General features: G+C 64.6%; 17 protein-coding genes, 1 tRNA gene and 2 pseudogenes. 11 read left to right on the top strand and 9 right to left on the bottom strand.

The genetic code is table 11. The features are described from left to right. Positions 1–68: 68 nt before the first annotated feature. On the top strand, positions 69–830 hold the full coding sequence (locus Mspo_RS00955) for an FkbM family methyltransferase (protein WP_159726064.1): 762 nt from the start codon (positions 69–71) through the stop codon (positions 828–830). A gap of 200 nt (positions 831–1,030) precedes the next feature. Here Mspo_RS00955 and Mspo_RS00950 read toward each other — a convergent pair whose 3' ends face one another. The 7 genes from Mspo_RS00950 to Mspo_RS00920 all read right to left on the bottom strand — a co-directional run bounded on the left by Mspo_RS00950 (position 1,031) and on the right by Mspo_RS00920 (position 5,111). Continuing rightward, entirely contained in the window at positions 1,031–1,222 is a 192-nt protein-coding gene (locus Mspo_RS00950) for a hypothetical protein (protein ID WP_159726063.1), read from the bottom strand. 479 nt (positions 1,223–1,701) lie between these two features. Further along, positions 1,702–1,777, bottom strand: a tRNA-Lys gene (locus tag Mspo_RS00945). A 108-nt stretch (positions 1,778–1,885) separates the two neighbouring features. Further along, entirely contained in the window at positions 1,886–2,953 is a 1,068-nt protein-coding gene (obgE, locus tag Mspo_RS00940; RefSeq protein ID WP_159726062.1) for a GTPase ObgE, read from the bottom strand. Positions 2,954–2,966: 13 nt separating this feature from the next. Next, positions 2,967–3,569: a GNAT family N-acetyltransferase gene (locus Mspo_RS00935; RefSeq protein ID WP_159726061.1), complete on the bottom strand. Its 603-nt coding sequence runs from the start codon at positions 3,567–3,569 to the stop codon at positions 2,967–2,969. Between the two features lie 194 nt (positions 3,570–3,763). Further along, positions 3,764–4,033 carry a 50S ribosomal protein L27 gene (gene rpmA, locus Mspo_RS00930; protein WP_159726060.1) on the bottom strand — a complete coding sequence of 90 codons (270 nt, stop codon included), beginning with the start codon at positions 4,031–4,033 and terminating at the stop codon, positions 3,764–3,766. A 151-nt stretch (positions 4,034–4,184) separates the two neighbouring features. After that, positions 4,185–4,502: a 50S ribosomal protein L21 gene (gene rplU, locus Mspo_RS00925; protein WP_159726059.1), complete on the bottom strand. Its 318-nt coding sequence runs from the start codon at positions 4,500–4,502 to the stop codon at positions 4,185–4,187. A 186-nt stretch (positions 4,503–4,688) separates the two neighbouring features. After that, positions 4,689–5,111: a helix-turn-helix transcriptional regulator gene (locus tag Mspo_RS00920; RefSeq protein WP_159726140.1), complete on the bottom strand. Its 423-nt coding sequence runs from the start codon at positions 5,109–5,111 to the stop codon at positions 4,689–4,691. A gap of 82 nt (positions 5,112–5,193) precedes the next feature. Between Mspo_RS00920 and Mspo_RS00915 the strand changes: the two genes are divergently transcribed. From Mspo_RS00915 to Mspo_RS00905, 3 genes are all read left to right on the top strand, one after another. After that, complete coding sequence (locus tag Mspo_RS00915; protein WP_159726058.1) at positions 5,194–5,943, top strand: glucose 1-dehydrogenase; 750 nt, start codon at positions 5,194–5,196, stop codon at positions 5,941–5,943. A 21-nt stretch (positions 5,944–5,964) separates the two neighbouring features. Next, positions 5,965–6,708: an SDR family oxidoreductase gene (locus Mspo_RS00910; RefSeq protein WP_159726057.1), complete on the top strand. Its 744-nt coding sequence runs from the start codon at positions 5,965–5,967 to the stop codon at positions 6,706–6,708. Between the two features lie 374 nt (positions 6,709–7,082). After that, entirely contained in the window at positions 7,083–9,602 is a 2,520-nt protein-coding gene (locus tag Mspo_RS00905; protein ID WP_201281597.1) for a DNA translocase FtsK 4TM domain-containing protein, read from the top strand. A 50-nt stretch (positions 9,603–9,652) separates the two neighbouring features. Here the strand turns inward: Mspo_RS00905 and Mspo_RS00900 are convergent, their stop codons facing one another. Next, positions 9,653–10,801 carry a hypothetical protein gene (locus Mspo_RS00900; RefSeq protein ID WP_159726055.1) on the bottom strand — a complete coding sequence of 383 codons (1,149 nt, stop codon included), beginning with the start codon at positions 10,799–10,801 and terminating at the stop codon, positions 9,653–9,655. Between the two features lie 243 nt (positions 10,802–11,044). On the opposite strand from Mspo_RS00900, the gene Mspo_RS00895 reads away from it, so the two are divergent. The 4 genes and pseudogenes from Mspo_RS00895 to Mspo_RS00885 form a co-directional block, all read left to right on the top strand. Next, positions 11,045–11,986, top strand: coding sequence for an outer-membrane lipoprotein carrier protein LolA (locus Mspo_RS00895; protein WP_159726054.1), 942 nt, complete (start codon positions 11,045–11,047; stop codon positions 11,984–11,986). Positions 11,987–12,485: 499 nt separating this feature from the next. Beyond that, the gene (locus Mspo_RS00890) at positions 12,486–13,298 is read left to right on the top strand and encodes an FkbM family methyltransferase (RefSeq protein WP_159726053.1); all 813 of its coding nucleotides are present in this window, start codon (positions 12,486–12,488) and stop codon (positions 13,296–13,298) included. Between the two features lie 77 nt (positions 13,299–13,375). After that, a pseudogene (locus Mspo_RS19750) lies at positions 13,376–13,474 on the top strand (IS630 family transposase); the annotation flags it as partial. 52 nt (positions 13,475–13,526) lie between these two features. Continuing rightward, positions 13,527–13,652, top strand: a pseudogene (locus Mspo_RS00885) (transposase); the annotation flags it as partial. A 10-nt stretch (positions 13,653–13,662) separates the two neighbouring features. On the opposite strand, the gene dgcA reads toward Mspo_RS00885, so the two are convergent. Then, on the bottom strand, positions 13,663–14,646 hold the full coding sequence (gene dgcA, locus Mspo_RS00880) for an N-acetyl-D-Glu racemase DgcA (RefSeq protein ID WP_159726052.1): 984 nt from the start codon (positions 14,644–14,646) through the stop codon (positions 13,663–13,665). Between the two features lie 138 nt (positions 14,647–14,784). Between dgcA and Mspo_RS00875 the strand changes: the two genes are divergently transcribed. The 3 genes from Mspo_RS00875 to Mspo_RS00865 are packed head-to-tail and all read left to right on the top strand — an operon-like array spanning position 14,785 to position 17,693. Continuing rightward, complete coding sequence (locus Mspo_RS00875) at positions 14,785–15,930, top strand: ABC transporter permease (RefSeq protein WP_159726051.1); 1,146 nt, start codon at positions 14,785–14,787, stop codon at positions 15,928–15,930. A 28-nt stretch (positions 15,931–15,958) separates the two neighbouring features. Continuing rightward, entirely contained in the window at positions 15,959–16,807 is an 849-nt protein-coding gene (locus tag Mspo_RS00870) for an ABC transporter ATP-binding protein (RefSeq protein ID WP_201281593.1), read from the top strand. A gap of 1 nt (position 16,808) precedes the next feature. Then, the gene (locus tag Mspo_RS00865) at positions 16,809–17,693 is read left to right on the top strand and encodes an MlaD family protein (protein WP_159726050.1); all 885 of its coding nucleotides are present in this window, start codon (positions 16,809–16,811) and stop codon (positions 17,691–17,693) included. The last annotated feature ends 165 nt before the right edge of the window (positions 17,694–17,858 follow it).

Raw genomic sequence — 17,858 nt, 5'->3', positions numbered from 1 at the left:
GCCGAAGTGCTCTCTATGGAGCGTCGGGCAATTCGAGTTGCCGCCACGGCTCGCGACGGACCAGCGCCATGATCTCCTATTCCCAGAATTTCGAGGACGTGATGCTGCAGCGCGCCTTCGCGCAAATCGATGCGGGCTTCTATGTCGACGTCGGCGCCTGGGATCCGAACGTCCATTCCGTCACTCGCCATTTCTACGAGCGCGGTTGGCGAGGGGTGAATATCGAACCGCACCCCGCCTATCACGACATGCTCGAGCAGGCTCGTCCCCGCGACGTCAATCTCTGTGTCGCGGTGAGCGATCGTCCTGGCGTCGCCGAGATCACGCTCATTCACGGCACGGGCATTTCGACGCTACGCCCGGAAATCGCGGCCATGCACGAGCGCCTCGACTATCGTCACGAGCAGGTCGAGGTGGAGACGCGTAAGCTCGACTCGATCTTCGAGACATTCGCGCCGAAAGAGGTGCATTTCCTGAAGATCGATTGCGAAGGCGCCGAGAGCGATGTGGTCAACGCCTTCGACCTCGCGCGCTTTCGTCCATGGATCATTCTGGTCGAGGCGACGAAGCCGCTCTCGCGCGAGGAGACACACGCGGCCTGGGAGCCGCATATTCTCGAGGCGAATTATCGCTTCGCCTATTTCGACGGCGTCAACCGCTTCTATGTCGCCGCAGAACATGATGATTTGCGGCGTCACTTCGAGCTCCCGCCGAACGTCTTCGACGAGTTCATCGTCGATTATATGCGCATCCCCGCCCCGACCAGACGCCAAGGCGTCGGCAAGCTCTTCGCGAAGCTTCTCGGACGTATCGAGGCGCTGCGCGCCTAGAGTTTTTGACGCTTTTCCGACGCCGAACCGGCGCCCGCTTCGGCTGGAAGCGCTCTAGGCGAAGTGCGTTCGCGCCGTGGATGCGCTCTCCACATCTGCGGCCCGTGTATGCCTGCGAGACGGCGCTGGCGATTCGTTTTGACTTCGCCCATATCGGCTTTTCCGTCATCGGCCTCACCCGGCCCCTCGCCATTGTCAGGTCATGCCCGCAGCCTCGAGGGCGGCGTGATCTTTGCGGCCGTGTCGGCGCGCCCGCCGAGCTCGCCGTCCTGGGAGTCGAGGCGCCGGATCGCGATCACGCCAGCATCGGGCGCGCGGCCTTCACCTGGCGCCCTCGTCGAATCGGGGATGAAGGAAGCCGCGGCGTCCGAAGACGCGATCCGGGCGGCCATCGCTGTCCTCAGAGCGGGAAGCGCACATGAAAAGAGCGGGAAGCGCACGTGAAATCGGAATGACGTCGCGTGAGCCGGCGCTCGCTCTCTCGCCGGAAGCTCGCGCTTCGGAGGGCCGCGTCCCGACGGCGCCGTCGAGGCCTCGATACCTCGACGGTGTAAAATGGCCCTGCCGCCACTCTCCCGGGTGCGCACCTTCGAGCCTCGGAAACGACCGTAAGCTCCCGGGCGGGATCGCGTGGCAGCGCCATGATAGAAAGATGGCGCCGCGGATCGGTAAAGGCACGGCGCATTTTGTCGCAGTCGAACGGATTCGCTCGCAGTCGGCGCCCTGCCATGGACATGCAGCCGAATTGGTTGGACGGAAAGTGAGGGAGCGAGCGCCGCGATTTCCGCGACCGTGGCCGATGTGGCGGCGACGCATTCGCCCAGCCAATGGCCGGGTGGCAATTTGGCCGCAATAAGCATTTGTTATTTATTGGTGGGCGCACAAGGGCTCGAACCTTGGACCCGCTGATTAAGAGTCAGCTGCTCTACCAACTGAGCTATGCGCCCGTCCGTCGCTTCGGCTCTCGCCGAATGAGCGGAACGAGGCGTGCAAATACCCAATGACGCGGCTCATGTCCAGCTTCGAAAAGAAAAAATCGTCACATTTCCGTTTTTTCAGGGCCGCCAGACCGGCGTGGGCGCGGCGGCCGTCGCTTCTTCTCTCGCCGCGGTCTCCTTGGCGCTCGCCAGCGCCCGCAAGGCGGCGGTCACGCCCTCGCCGGTGGCGGAGGACAAGAGCAGCGGGGCAGGGCGCTCGGCGGCCCCCGCAGGCCCGGCGGAGGCCATCGCCCGCTTCAGCCGCTCCTTCTGCTTCTTCAAATGGTCCGGCTCGACGGCGTCGATCTTCGACAGAGCGACGATCTCCCGCTTCTCGGCGAGCTCCGCGCCATAGGCGGCGAGCTCGCGTCGCACGACCTTATAATCCTTCCCGGCGTGCTCGCCGGTCGCGTCGACGAGATGCAGCAGCGCGCGGCAGCGCTCCACATGGCCGAGGAAGCGATCGCCGAGCCCGTGGCCCTCATGCGCGCCCTCTATGAGGCCCGGAATGTCGGCGAGGACGAATTCGCGATCGTCCACGCGAACGACGCCGAGGCCCGGATGCAGCGTCGTGAAGGGGTAGTCGGCGATCTTGGGCTTGGCGGCGCTGACGCTCGCCAGAAAAGTCGATTTGCCGGCGTTGGGCAGGCCGATCAGCCCGGCGTCGGCGATGAGCTTCAGCCGCAGGATGAGCGTGAGCTCGACGCCCGGCTGGCCGGGATTGGCGCGGCGCGGGGCGCGATTGGTCGAGGTGGTGAAATGCAGATTGCCGAAGCCGCCATTGCCGCCGCGCGCGATCACGGCCGTTTGCCCCACCTCGGTGAGGTCGGCGACGAGCGTCTCGCCGTCCTCCTCGAAAATCTGCGTGCCGGCGGGCACTTTCAGCACGGCGTCCGCGCCCTTGGCGCCATGGCGGTTCTTCCCCATGCCATGCACGCCGGTCTTGGCCTTGAAATGCTGCTGATAGCGATAGTCGATGAGCGTGTTGAGCCCGTCGACGCAGATCGCCACCACATCGCCGCCGCGGCCGCCGTCGCCGCCGTCCGGTCCGCCGAATTCGATGAATTTCTCGCGACGGAAGGAGACGCAGCCGGCCCCGCCGTCGCCCGAGCGCACGTAGATCTTCGCTTGATCGAGGAATTTCATGGTCTTTTCGAACTCACGTCGATTGCAGCTTCGGACGGCGCGCGCCGAAGCTCGTCGGGATGGCCCCGCGCCTCAGGTCGAAGAGCTCCACATCGACCTCGCCGCCGCGGGCGGGGGCGGGGAATGTCCCGCGACCCGTGCGGGTGAAGCCGAGCTTCTCATGGACGCGGAGCGAGGCGGCGTTGGTCGGCAGGGCGCAGGACACGATTCGTTCGAGCCCGGTCATGCCGAACACCACATCGATGAAGGCGCTCGCCGCTTCGCTCATCAATCCGCGTCCCCAGAACGGCCGCCCGAGCCAAAAGCCGATCACGCCGGCTCCGCGCGCGCTCGCGCCATGCACGCCGATCACGCCGATCGCCTCATCGCTTTGGCGCTTCTGCGTCAAGGCGAGGGTCAGGCCCGCCCCGCTCGCATTCTCCGAACGCACGGCGAGGATGAAGGCCTCGGCGTGATATGGCTCATATGGGTGCGGAATGCGCGCCGTCTTCAGGGCGACCTCTGGATCGCCGGCCAGACGGCAGATCGAGCCCTGGTCGGCGGCGCGCGGCCAGCGCAGCCAGAGTCGCGGGGTCTCCAATCTGAAAATATCGTCGCGGGCAATTTCCGGAAACATCCGAGGGCTCCATGGCGGCCGATGCGAAAAGAGGCCGAAAAATGACGAAGGGGAAGCGGCGTTCCGCTTCCCCTATCGACCGTTTGAGGCCTTTTTCCGGATTTTGCGCCTGGAGCTTCGCTATATCGCGAAAGCCGAGGACCAAATCCGCCGGGGATCGAAAACGCCGGCGGAGGTCCTTGCTGATCCTCCGCCTATTCGGCGGCCGCGGCCGCCGCCGGCTCGACCGATACGGAGGCGCGGCCGCCGCTCGATTTGAACAAGACCACGCCGTCGACGAGGGCGAAGAGCGTGTGGTCCTTGCCCATGCCGACATTGCGGCCGGGATGCCATTTCGTGCCGCGTTGACGGATGATGATATTGCCGCTGATGACCGCCTCGCCGCCGAACTTCTTCACGCCGAGACGGCGACCATCGGAGTCGCGACCGTTGCGCGACGAGCCGCCCGCTTTCTTGTGAGCCATTGTTCTCGCTCCCGAATCTCGAGCCGAACCGCTTCTTCCGCGGCTCGGGGGCCGCCCCGGGCGGCCTCGATCAATTGCTGGCGCGCCCGCTCGAGGGGGCGCGCATGTTTCGTCTATACGCCGATCGGCGGCGTCGCGCCATGCTCGCTCTTTAGGCGCCGGCCTCTATGCCGGTGATGCGAACGATCGTCAGGTCCTGACGATGGCCGCGCTTGCGCTTGGAGTTCTGGCGGCGGCGCTTCTTGAAGGAGAGCGTCTTGGGGCTGCGCGCCTGCTCGGCGATCTCGCCCGTCACGCTCGCGCCCGCCACGAGCGGCGCGCCGACCTTGGCGCCGCCGTCGGTCTCGACGAACAGCACCTCGCCGAAGGACACTTTGTCCCCGGCGGCGCCCTCGAGGGCCATGACGGTAATCGTGTCTCCGGCGGCGACGCTATATTGCTTCCCGCCGGTCTTGATGACTGCGAACATCTCTTTTTCCTGTGTTCGACCCGGCTCTCGCGGCGGACCGCCGGCCGGCTTTTTGGCAGTTGACCGGTTTTTGTGGCTTCGCTTTTCGCGTCGATGAAGGGCGGACGCAAAAAGAAAATCGCGGCGAAACCGCCGCGACGAAGCAGGACAGCCCTAAACGGGCGCAGCGCCCTTGTCAACCGGGCGTCAGGCGCCGGACTCGCCTTGGGAGGGAGTAGGCGGCGTCTCGCGGGCGCCGTCCCCCGCGTCTTCGCCTCTCGAGCCGCCTCCGGCCGCCTCGATCCTCTGTTGTTCATAGGCGGAGATGATCGACTGCACCATGGGGCCGAATCGCTCCGCCAGCTCCGCGCAGCGCGTCGAATTGATGAGCTCGACGCCGCGGCGCTCGCTGCGAATGAGCCCCGCCTCGCGCAAAACGCGGAAATGCTGGGAGAGCGTCGACTTGGCCAGTGGCGCCTGCTCCTGCATATTCAAGAATTTGGAGCAGTTCTGCGCGCATTCCGACGCGGCGAGCCGCGTGAAGATCTCGACCCTCACGGGATCGGCCAGAGCGTAGAGAATGGCCTCGACGGTGATCTCCTCGAGCCTCGGATGATGCAGCTTCCTCATGCGCCAAATTAGCACGAATTGACATTCGCGCATTAGTTCCGTATTTCTGAACTAATGAATTTAGCGCGGAAGGAGCGCGAATATGGGTCGGCTTTCAGGAAAGATCGCTGTCATCACCGGCGGCAACAGCGGCATCGGCCTCGCGACGGCCGAGCTTTTCGCCAAGGAAGGGGCGCAGGTCGTGGTGACCGGCCGACGCCGGGCGGAGCTCGACGCGGCGGTTGCGCGCATCGGCGGCGGCGCCGTCGGCGTGCAGGGCGACGTCTCCGCGCTCGCGGATCTCGACCGCCTCTATGCCGAGGTGAAGGAGCGTTTCGGGCGCATCGACATTCTCTTCGCCAACGCCGGGGTCGTGCGGCTCGCGCCGATCGAGGGCGTCGACGAGGCGCTCTTCGACCAGCTTTTCGGCATCAATGTCAAAGGCCTGCTGTTCACGGTGCAGAAGGCGCTGCCGCTGTTTTCAGACGGCGGCGCGATCGTGCTCAACTCCTCCATCGCCAATACGGTGGGAACGCCCGGCTTCGGCGTCTATTCCGCGACGAAAGCCGCCGTCCGCTCCTTCGCCCGCACATGGACGAGCGAACTGAAAAGCCGCAAAATCCGCGTGAATGTGGTGAGCCCCGGCCCGATCGAGACGCCGATCTTCGACACGATGGGCCTCTCGTCGCAGCAGCGCGACGAGCTCGCCGGGCAATTGGAGAACAATGTGCCGCTCGGCCGCTTCGGCAGGCCGGAAGAGATCGCCGAGGCGGTCTTGTTCCTGGCCTCCGACGCCAGCAGCTATGTCGCCGGCGTCGATCTCTATGTCGATGGCGGTCTCGTCGCCGTCTGATCGACGCGCAAAGGGCGCGCTATGGCGGAGCTCGACGGAAAAATCGCCGTCATCACCGGCGGCGCGAGCGGCATAGGGCTCGCGACCGCCGCGCTCTTCATCGAGCGCGGCGCCGAGGTGGTCGTCACGGGTCGGCGTGCGCGCGAGCTCGAGGAGGCCGTCGCGCGGCTCGGCGCGAAATCCCATGGCGTCGCGGGGGATGTCTCGAAGCTCGCCGAGCTCGACACGCTCTACGCCGAGGTCAATCGAAAGTTCGGCCGCGTCGATATATTGTTCGCCAATGCGGCGATCGCGGAATTCGCGCCGATCGGCGCGGTCTTCGAGGATCATTTCGACCGGCTGTTCGACATAAATGTGAAAGGCCTCTTCTTCACCGTGCAGAAGGCGCTGCCGCTGATGGTCGACGGCGGCGCGATCATCCTCGACTCCTCCAACGCCAGCGTCGAGGGCACGCCGGCCTTCGGCGTCTATTCCGCCGGCAAGGCGGCCGTGCGCTCCTTCGCGCGCACATTGACGAGCGAGCTGAAAGAGCGCCGAATCCGCGTCAATGTGGTGAGCCCCGGCGCGACCGAGACGCCGATCTACGGCAAGCTCGGCCTCTCCGAGCGCGAGGTCGAGGAGCTGCGCGACTATCTCGCGAGGCGCACACCGCTCGGCCGCATCGGCCGGCCCGAGGAGACTGCGCAGGCGGTGCTGTTTCTCGCGACCAACGGCTATGTCGCCGGCGTCGATCTGCTGGTGGACGGCGGAATGTCGAGCGTCTGAGCCTAGAGTCTTTCCGTGTTTCATTGAAACACGGAAAGACTCTAGGCTTTTGTTTTCACGCGTTTCCGACGCCGAACCGGCGTCCACTTCGGCTGGAAACGCTCTAGCTGGAATTCGGCGACGAATGTCGCCTCGATGGCGGGACCATCGCCCGCCGAGCGCCGGGCCATTCGCGGCGACGCCATGGGCATTGCGCGAGCCTGTCCGCCCTCGCGTCTCGAGAGCCCGCGCCTCGCGGCGTCGCCCCGAGGAGCCGTCAGGGTTAATCACCCCTTAACCCCGCTTACCTACCCTCGGCCGTCGCCTCGGCGAAGACCCCCGCCCGGGGCGCTTCCTCGTCTCACACTCGTCGCATGAACGGGCTCGGTCTCATGATGCGCAGCAACGCATTCCGTCACCTCTCCGAGCCCGTGCGCGAATTCGCCGCGCGGCGGATGGCGGAGCTCGTCGGCGCGGCGCTCGTCGCGGCGTCTTTCGCGGCGGCTCTGGCGCTCGTCTCCTGGTCGGCGCGCGATCCCTCCTTCAATCACGCGACGAGCGGGCGGGTGCGCAATCTGCTCGGCTCCGGCGGCGCGGTCGCCGCCGATATTTTGATGCAGATGCTCGGCCTCGCGGCCATCGCCGCCATACTGCCGATCGCCGCCCAGGGGCTGCGGCTCCTCACGCAGCGCGCGCTGCATCGCCCGCTGCTGCGCTTCGGCCTGTGGATCGTCGGCGCCTTTTCGGCGGCGGCCGTCGTCTCCTTGCTTCCCGTCACCGATCGCTGGCCGTTGCCCACAGGGCTCGGCGGCGTGCTCGGCGACGCCATGCTCGCTTTGCCGCGCCGTCTCTTCGGCGAATCGGCGGCCGCCATGGCCGTCGTCGCGCTGATCGGCGCCGGAACCGCCATTATCGCTCTCACCGGCGCCGCAGGCTTCGGCTTCGAGGCGCCCGCCGCCGCGGGGCGCATGGAGGACGAGCCTTACGAGCGCCGCTCCGACGAGGACGAGGACGATGAGCCGGGCGTCGCCATCGTCTCGCTCGGCGCGCTCATTCACGCGGGGCTGACGATCAAGACGCTCGTCGCGCGCCGGCTCGCCGCGCTTCTTTCACGCCGCGGCAAGCCGGCCGAATTCGACGAGCTTTCGGGGCCGCCGCTGCTCTCCGCCCGGCGCGAGCCGGTCTTCGACGCTTTCTCCTTTGTTCCGCCGCCGGCGCCCGCGCGGGCCGCGGCCGCAGCGCCGCGCGAGGAGGAGTATGACGAGCCGCAGCCGACGGCCCGGGTGATGGAGGCCGCCGGCCCGCTGAAGCAGGGCAAGCGCGTGATGCGCGAGCGCCAGCCCTCGCTGTTCGAGGGCCGCGCCGATCCGCATCGCTACGAGCTGCCGCCGCTGCTGCTGCTCAGCGAGCCCAAGAAACAGGCCGCCGCCGCCAAAATCTCGCAGGATGCGCTGGAGCAGAACGCGCGCCTGCTCGAGGGCGTGCTCGAGGATTTCGGCGTCAAGGGCGAGATCATCAATGTCCGGCCCGGCCCGGTGGTCACGCTCTATGAGCTCGAGCCCGCGCCCGGCATCAAATCCTCGCGCGTCATCGGCCTCGCCGACGATATCGCCCGGTCGATGTCGGCGGTGTCGGCGCGCGTCGCCGTCGTCTCGGGCCGCAACGCCATCGGCATCGAATTGCCCAACCATCGCCGCGAGACGGTGTTCCTGCGCGAGCTTCTCGCCTGCGAGGATTTCGAGAAGACGAAGCATCGCCTGGCCATCGCGCTCGGCAAGACGATCGGCGGCGAGCCGGTCATCGTCGATCTCGCGCGAATGCCGCATCTGCTCGTCGCCGGCACGACTGGCTCCGGCAAATCGGTCGCCATCAACACCATGATCCTGTCGCTGCTCTATCGGATGAAGCCGGAAGAATGCCGCCTCATCATGGTCGACCCCAAAATGCTAGAGCTCTCGGTCTATGACAGCATTCCCCATCTGCTGACGCCCGTCGTCACCGACCCCAAAAAGGCGGTGGTGGCGCTGAAATGGGCGGTGCGCGAGATGGAGGACCGCTACAAGAAAATGTCCAAGCTCGGCGTGCGCAACATAGAGGGCTTCAACCAGCGCGTCGTCGAGGCGCAGGCGAAAGGCGAGATCATCACCCGCACGGTGCAGACGGGCTTCGACAGGGAGACCGGCGAGGCCATCTTCGAGCGCGAGGAGATGGATCTGCATCCGCTGCCCTTCATCGTCGTCATCGTCGATGAAATGGCGGATCTGATGCTCGTCGCCGGCAAGGATATCGAAGGCGCGATCCAGCGCCTCGCGCAAATGGCGCGCGCGGCCGGCATTCACCTCATAATGGCGACGCAGCGTCCCTCGGTCGACGTCATCACCGGCACGATCAAGGCGAATTTCCCGACGCGCATCTCCTTTCAGGTGACCTCGAAGATCGACAGCCGCACCATTCTCGGCGAGCAGGGCGCCGAGCAGCTCTTAGGGCAAGGCGACATGCTCTATATGGCCGGCGGCGGCCGCATCTCGCGCGTGCATGGGCCTTTCGTCTCGGACAATGAGGTCGAGAAGATCGTCGCGCATCTGAAGACGCAGGGGCAGCCGCAATATCTCGACGCCATCACCACGGAGGACGAGCCCTCCGAGGAGGCGGCGGAGAGCGCCGCGCCGGGCTCGATGGATGCGGAGGAGGGGGCCGATCTCTACGATCGCGCCGTCGCGATCGTGCTGCGCGACCGCAAATGCTCGACGAGCTACATTCAGCGCCGTTTGTCGATCGGCTACAACAAGGCGGCGTCCTTGGTGGAGCAGATGGAGCGCGAGGGCGTCGTCGGCCAGGCCAATCACGCCGGCAAGCGCGAGATACTGGTGGGCGGCGGCGTGGATCGCGGGGCGTTCGACATAGACGCGGCGTGAGACGCATCGCTCGCCTTCGCGATTCCGAGCAGGGAACGTTCGCGCCGCGCCTATCTCACGAGTTTTCGCCCCATCTCGATCGCTTCCGTGGCGAGATTCGTTCCGACGATCCGCACGCTCAGCACGGAGCCTTGCGCGGGGACGATCCGGACCCAGCTCTGCGCCCCCACTTTCAGCGTCTCGACGGCCGCGCCGGCGGCGATCTCTATGTCGATGTATGTGCCGACCCCTGACGCTCCGGCGTGCCAGGCGTAGACGCCCTCGCCATAATGCGCGGCCATGCCCGTGGAGAGTCGCAGCGAGCCCTCCATCTCGATGCGCGCATAGGCGACGCCCTTCAGCTCCGATGTGAGCGTATGCCGGAAGACCCTCGACGACGTCAGCAGTTCGACGGTCCTGACCGGATTCTTGCCCTGCAGATCGACAGCGGTCTTCATGAGCCGAGCGATCGCCGGGTTCGAGGCGGCTGTTTCCGCGGCCTTGCGGGCTGCCCGTTTCGCCAGCAGCTTCATTACGACCCTGCCGCCCTGCGTCGCGAGCTTGATGAGGCCATAGCCGGCCATGACGTAGCTCAGCGGGTCTTCGGACTCGAGGCCCGGCTCGCTTCCGCCGGAGCCCTGAATCGCCAGGATCACGCCATCGGGATCGATCAGCAGCTCGAAGTAATTCGGGCCGACATTGTGATATTTCGCGAAGGGCCCCCAATCGCCCGCGTTCGGATAATCCTCTTCGACATAGGCGATATCCTGGTCCAATATCGCCTGCAGATCGCTTGTGCGGCGCTCTCCGTCGCTCTCGGTCGCGAATTTGCGTCGAACGATGATGTTCCCGACCGGCACTCTCCCGAAATGCCCGACCACCGGATAGGCGGCGAATTTGTTGAGAACCGGATGGTCATAGGCGTAGAAGGGCTTTTGATCGACGACCGGCGCGATCGACATTTTCGTGCTGCGATTGGCGACGAGAATGCTGTAGCGCTTCTCCCATCTCGTCGCGAAACCGTCGAAATTCGTGCTCGGCGCGCGGTAGAGATCCAAAGGCCGCATCTGTCCGGGGACGAGCTGAAATCCCTGGACCGAATCCAGGAAAGGCGCGCGAACCCGGCCGCCATGGGCGTTGTCGCCCACAGTGACCCATTCCTGCCTGGCCCATAATGTCGCATCGAGCAGGCTGCGGTTGGAAAGGGCTTCGTAATCCATCAAATTCTTCTCCGGCAATCCGGCGCGTTCGCGCTCTGTCTCTCGTCTCGCGCGGAAAAGCGCCGTCGGATGTGCGCCGGCGCACGTTCAGAGAGCGGCCGCCGGCCGAAAGGGCGGCGACGTCAGGGCGAGGCAAGCCGGTCTCGCCGAAAATGATCCAACATTAGCCATATCGCCGTCTTAAGGGACGGCATAGACGGCGCCTATAGGCCGCGCCGAATCAGGTCCGGAGCACCAAGCCTCGTGAAATCGTCTCTCGCAGCCGTTCTGGCCCTCGCGCTTCTCGCCGGGCTCGCCGCTTCCGGCGCCCCCGCCGCCGAGCAGAAGAAGAAGCCGCTTCCGGGCCATGCAGCCGCGGCTCCGGCGCGCGGGGCCAAGCCTGCGCACGGGGCCAAGCCTGCGCACGGGGCCAAGCCTGCGGCCGCCGCGGCGAAGGGCAAGCCCGAGGCCAAGGCCAAGGTCACGGCCAAATCGGCCGAGGCCAAGCCTGCCGCCAGCGCCAGTCCCAAAAGCGCGGATTCCAAAAGCGCGGACGCCAAGAGCGCCGCTCCCGCCGCCGACGCCGCCAAAGCGGCCGTGGGGGCGGCCGCCGTGAGCGGAGCCGCAGGCGCCGCGATCGTGGCGGCTCAGCCGCCGGCGCCGCCGACGCGCGAGGAGGCGATCAAACGCGCCGAGGCCTCGCTCAATTCGTCTCCCGTCATGATCGCCGATTTCGTGCAGATCGGCGGCGACGGACGCAGAGCCGAGGGCAAGCTCTATGTGCACAAGGTCGGCCGCATGCGCTTCGAATACGCCCAGCCGGCGACGATGGAGGTCGTCTCCGACGGAACGCAGGTCGCCGTGCGCGACCGCAAGCTCAACACGCAGGACCTCTATTTCATCAATCAGACGCCGCTCAAATTTTTGCTGAACGAGAAGATCGATCTCGAGAAGGATGTGAAGCTGTTGGACGTCGTCATCGACGATGCGGGCGCGTCGATCTCGATCGAGGACAAGGCGACCTTCGGCGGCACGTCGAAAATCAAGCTGATCTTCGATTCCAAGACCTTCGCGCTCAAGCAATGGCAGGTCTCCGACCCGCAGGGCTATGAGACGCTGGTGTCGCTCTTCAACATCGACCGCGGCAGCGCGCCGGACCCCAATCTGTTCAAGATCGAAAAGGGCGCGCTGCTCGATTTTCATTGAGCGCGCGCTCGGCAAAAGGGGCGGCGTGACACGCCGGTGGCTCGGGCCGACGCCTGGATGGCCTATGATCTGGCGCGAACGGGCGTCTCCATTCCCCGTCTCGCGCCGAAGGTCGCGTGATTGCGGCTCGGGTATATTGCGTAGCCGTCGCCGGTTGACGCTCGTTGATTTTTAGGCGAATTTTAAGGATAAAGGACACGATTGGAGGTCTTCCGATCAATAGAGATTTCTAGCCGGACCAGAGGCAATGGGTCGTTTATCCCTGCCGCAAAAAGAGCCTGCACAGGTTTACAGACCGCAAAAGCCTAACCGATTCGTTGGTTTGTAAGTGGGGAGTAGATACTTGATAAGTCCCATGATCGCGCGTTCCCGGTCCGCATGATTGGTTCATAGTCGCCACGAAATACTGAATAATATCTATATTTCAAGAAGTATACTTTATATTGTCAACGGCCCGATAGAATGGCTTGTGGCGTTGACGCAACAAAAGGATATTTAAATGCAGCATGTTAGTAGACATAGCTTCGCAGAATATCTATATATCATAGATATTGATGATCTAGTCAGAATTGGAGGTAAACATGACGGAGGCTATATCGTTCCAAAGAGCTGCGTGCTGCGCAGTGATGCGCTTATCTCTTGCGGATTAGGAAGCAACTGGGAATTTGAGCTGCAATTCCGCATCTTGAATAAAAATGCTGTAATTTACTGTTACGATCACACTGTCAGCGAGAGAACTATTCTATGTAATTCGATCGTAACATTTTTACGACTGATTGCGACCCGTGCGTCATTTGCAGATTTTATCGGTTCCGTCAACATGATGCGCGAATGGAAGAAGCTAGACAGGATCGCAAACTGTTTTCAACGTCGTGTTGTAACTCGCAAAAATACGGCTTTAGATGTTTCTGTTGATGAAATGTTTAGCCAAGCGGGCGATCGGAGACATATTTTTTTGAAAATGGATATCGAAGGATGTGAATATGGTGCATTACTTCAAGTGCTCAAATACGCTGACGTCTTGGATTGTATAGTTGTCGAATTTCATGATACAGAGGCGCTGCGCCTTACCTTTGAATCCGTTATTTCAAAAGTGCGGGCTCATTTCGATATCGTGCACATTCATGGCAATAATTACACAGGAGTTGGTGAAGATGGGCTGCCTGAGAGCCTAGAAATTACATTTCTAGCTAAGAGGTTTGCACAAGATAGGCGTGTTCGGGAAAAAACCTATTTGTCTAATTTAGACGCCCCTTGCAATCGAAGGCGCGAGGAGGTGTTTTTTGATTTGGAAAGTCACGTCTTATCTTAATTGCATTGCTGGATCCATTACGATGGCCTCTTTATCCTGGCTATGCGAGACACTATAGCGCAATCCGGAGGAGAAAGATGGCTCGCGCCTACAGCCAGGATTGGCGTGGCCGGGTGATCGACGCCGCGCTGAAGGGCGTTTCGGCGCGTCAGGCGGCGGCGCGTTTCGGCGTCGGATGCGACCGCGATCGTCTGGGTTCGCCGCGCGCCTCAGAACGGCGAGCGCGGCCACAAGGGCGCCGGCGTGCGCAAGGCCATCGAAGCGGTCGGCGCGACGCTGCTCCAGCTTCCGCCCTATAGTCCCGACTTCAATCCGATCGAGAAGGGATTCTCCGAGCTCGAAGCTCTGCTTCGGCGTCCGCCGCTCACCCCCATACCCCCGCCTCCGGCGGATACACCAGCGATCCCTCGTATCGCAGCCCCGGCTCGCGATCCTTCGCCAGCAGCAGCGGCCCGTCGAGATCGACGAATTCCGCCCCTTGCGCGACGATCAGCGCCGGCGCCATGGCGAGCGAGGTGCCGACCATGCAGCCCGCCATGATCGAGAAACCGAGCCGCCGAGCCTCGGCGGCGAGCGCCAGCGCCTCGGTGAGGCCGCCGGTCTTGTCCAGCTTGATGTTCACCGCGTCATAGCGCCCGACCAGCGCGGCGAGTCCGACGCGATCATGCACGCTCTCATCGGCGCAGATCGGCACGGGGCGGGGAAGGCGCGCGAGCGCTTTATCGGCGCCCGCCGGCAGCGGCTGCTCGATCAGCCTCACCCCGGCGCGGGCGCATGCCGCCATATTGGCGGCGAAATTCTCCTCCGCCCAAGCCTCGTTGGCGTCGACGATCAGCGCGGCGTCGGGCGCGCCGGCGCGCACGGCTTCGACGCGCTCGGCGTCGCCTTCGCCGGCGAGCTTCACCTTCAGCAGCGGGCGCTGCGCGGCCTTGGCCGCCGCCGCGCGCATTTCCTGCGGCGTCCCGACCGAAATCGTATAGGCCGTGACGAGCGGCTCCATCCTCTCGAGACCTGCGAGCCGATAGGCGGGGACGCCCGTGCGCTTCGCCTCTAAATCCCAGAGCGCGCAATCGGCGGCGTTGCGGGCGGCGCCCGGCGGCAGCAGGGCCGCGAGCGCCGTGCGATCCGCACCCGCCTCGAGCAGGGAGCGCGCGCTCTCCAGCCGATCGACGACGCTTTCGACGCTCTCGCCATAGCGGGCGTAGGGCACGCATTCGCCGCGGCCGACGGCGTCGCCGTCGGCGAGGCGCGCCACGACGACGACGGCCTCCGTCTTCGCGCCGCGCGAGATGACGAATCGCCCCGCTATGGGGAAGCGCTCGACAAAGACGGTCAGTTGGACGCCCATGGGAGATTTTTTCCAGTTGAAACAGGGAGCCGCGCCATCACGAAGGTCGAGCTCGCGCTCGACTTCGGCCGCGCCGGAAGTTAAGACGCTGCCGGGGGCGGAGAAAGGGACCGCCGGCCCTAAGGGCCGAAAATAGGCATGGCCACGGACCTCGACCATATGGCCCGCCTCTCGTCGCGGCGAGAGGGAGAGACCGTCCGCTTCTCGCTCGGCGGCGAATGGGTGCTCGCCGATTCCGGCGCGCTCGAGCCGGAGGCCGCCGACATGGTCGCCGCCGCGCGCGGAGCCGCCCGCGCCATCGTCGATCTCGCGCAGATCGCCCGGCTCGACACCGCCGGCGCCTGGATCATCGGCCGCGCGCTGGACGAGCTCGCCGCCGCGGGCGTCGCCGTCTCGGTGGAGGGGGCGCGGCCGGAGCACGCCCTTCTGCTGCAGGAGACGAAATTTCGCCGCTTCGAAGCGCCGGCGCGCGCAAGAGGCCTGCTCATCGTCGATATTCTCGCCGATCTCGGCCGTTCGGTCGTGTCGGCCGGGCAGGACGCCTATGACGGCGTCGTGTTTCTCGGCGAGTTCGTCGCGGTGACGGCCTTCGCCTTCGTGGCGGCGGGGCGCTTCCGCCTCACCTCTCTCGTCTATCATATGGAGAGCTTCGGCTTCCGTAGCGTGCCGATCATCGCGCTCATCAATCTTCTCGTCGGCGCGATTGTCGCGCAGCAGGGCATTTTCCAGCTTCGCCGCTTCGGGGCGGGCGCCTATGCGGTCGATCTCATCGGCATTCTGGTGCTGCGCGAGCTCGGCGTGCTGCTCACCTCCATCATGATCGCCGGCCGCTCGGGCTCGGCGATCACCGCCGAGCTCGGCTCGATGAAAATGCGCGAGGAGGTCGACGCGCTGCGCGTGATGGGCCTCTCGCCCATGGAGGCGCTGGTCACGCCGCGCATATTGGCGCTGGTGCTCTCCCTGCCGCTGCTCACCTTCGTCGCCGACATGTCGGCGCTGTTCGGCGGCCTTCTGGTGTGCTGGATCTATGAGGGCATCAGCCCGGCCGCCTATCTTTCGCTGCTGCAGGAGGCGATCGGCCGCAATACTTTCTTCGTCGGCCTCATCAAGGCGCCATTCATGGCGCTCATCATCGGCCTCGTCGCCGCCATGGAGGGCATGGCGACCAGGGGGTCGGCCGAATCGCTCGGCCGCCATGTCACGGCCTCCGTGGTGAAGGCGATCTTCATGGTCATCGTCGTCGACGGCCTCTTCGCCATCTTCTTCGCCTCGATCAAATATTAGCTTCCCACGAGCCTCCCATGAGCGTTCTATGAGCCTCGCGAGCGAACTCCCCCCGACGACAAAAGCGCCCGAGCCGAGCGCGGCGCGGGAGATCATCCGCGTGCGCGATCTCGTCGTCGGCTTCGGGCAGACGCTCGTCATGCGCGGCCTCGATCTCGACGTCTATCGCGGCGAGGTGCTGGGCTTCGTCGGCGGCTCGGGGCAGGGCAAGTCGGTGCTGATGCGCACCATTCTCGGCCTCGTCGAGAAGCGCTCCGGTCTCATCGAGCTGTTCGGGCGGGATCGCGACCGACTTTCGACGGCCGAGCGCCGTCTCGTCGAGCGGCGCTGGGGCGTGCTGTTCCAGAACGGCGCGCTGTTCTCGAGCCTCACCGTCAGGCAGAACATCCAAATGCCGATGCGCGAGAGCGGGCAGGTCTCGGCAAAGCTCATGGACGAGCTGGCGATGCTCAAGCTCGCGCTCGTCGGCCTGCCGGCGAGCGCGGCGGACAAATTTCCGGCCGAATTGTCGGGCGGCATGGTCAAGCGGGCGGCGCTCGCGCGGGCGCTCGCCCTCGATCCGGAGCTCGTCTTCCTCGACGAGCCGACCTCCGGCCTCGATCCGATCGGCGCGGCCGAATTCGACGAGCTGATCGCGACCTTGCAGCATACGCTCGGATTGACCGTCTTCATGGTCACCCATGATCTCGACAGCCTCTATTCCATCTGCGACCGCGTGGCGGCGCTCGCAGAGGGCAAAGTGATCGCCGCCGGGACCATGGAAGAGATGCTCGCCTGCGACCATCCCTGGCTGCAGGCCTATTTCCACGGCGTGCGCGGCTCGCGCCTCGCCGGCGCGCCGGGCGCGCGACAGAAAGACATGCGAGGACGAGGCTGACATGGAAACCCGCGCCAATTTCGCGCTCATCGGCGCTTTCTCCCTCGCGGTGGCGTTCGCGGCCTTCGGCTTCGTCTTCTGGTTCTCCGGCGCGAGCCAGACGGAGCAATACAGGACCTATGAGCTGCATTTCAACGGCTCGGTCAGCGGCCTGTTGCGCGGAAACGACGTACGCTTCAACGGCCTCAAGGTCGGCGAGGTGACGCAGCTCGCGATTTCAGACCAGGACCCCAGCAGGGTCGACGTGCTCATCAGCATAGACCGCAAGACTCCCGTGAAGACCAATACGCGCGCCCGTCTCGAGCAGACGGGTTTCACCGGCGTCGCCCATGTGTCGCTGACCGGCGGCACTCCGGGCGCCGAGGAGCTGCGCGCGAAACCGGGCGAAACCTTTCCGATCATCGCGGCCGAGCGCTCCGACATTCAGAATATTCTGGAGAATGTGCAGAAGCTCTCGTCGAGCGCGACCGATGTGCTCGACAAATTGGGCAGACTGCTCGACACGAATTCGCAGTCCATCTCGGACATGCTGAAGAACGCCGAGAAATTCACCAAGGCGCTGGCCGACAATTCCGGCGGGATCGATTCCTTCATCCGCGACATGTCGGAGATCAGCGCCGCGATGAAGCCGCTGCCGGCGCGTATCGACAAGCTGCTCGCGGCGATCGATCCGAAGAAGCTGAACAGCATAGCGACCGACATCGCCGGCGCCTCGGCCAATCTGAAGAATTTCTCCGGCGGCGGCCTGAAGCAATATGAGCAGCTCGCCGTCGACGCGCGCAAGACTCTCGAGACGGTCGAGCGCGCCGTGCGCTCGCTCGAGAAGAATCCGCAGCAGGTGATCTTCGGCGGGAGCCCCGCGCTGCCCGAATATCGCGGGCGTTAGACGAGTCTCCGATCCTTTTGGATCGGAGACTCGTCTCACTTTCCATTTGGAGCGAATTCTGGTCGCTCGAACGATTTCGTTCGAGCGGAAAGCGCTCTAAAAGAACGTCCCCTTTGAGGTCCCGCCACATTCGAGTAATCTCTGGAATCATGTCGGAAAGCGGCG

This window comes from Methylosinus sp. Ce-a6, assembly GCF_009811655.1.
Lineage (GTDB): Bacteria > Pseudomonadota > Alphaproteobacteria > Rhizobiales > Beijerinckiaceae > Methylosinus.
Note: the sequence above shows the minus strand (reverse complement) of the source record. Positions and strands in the feature narration are given on the sequence as shown.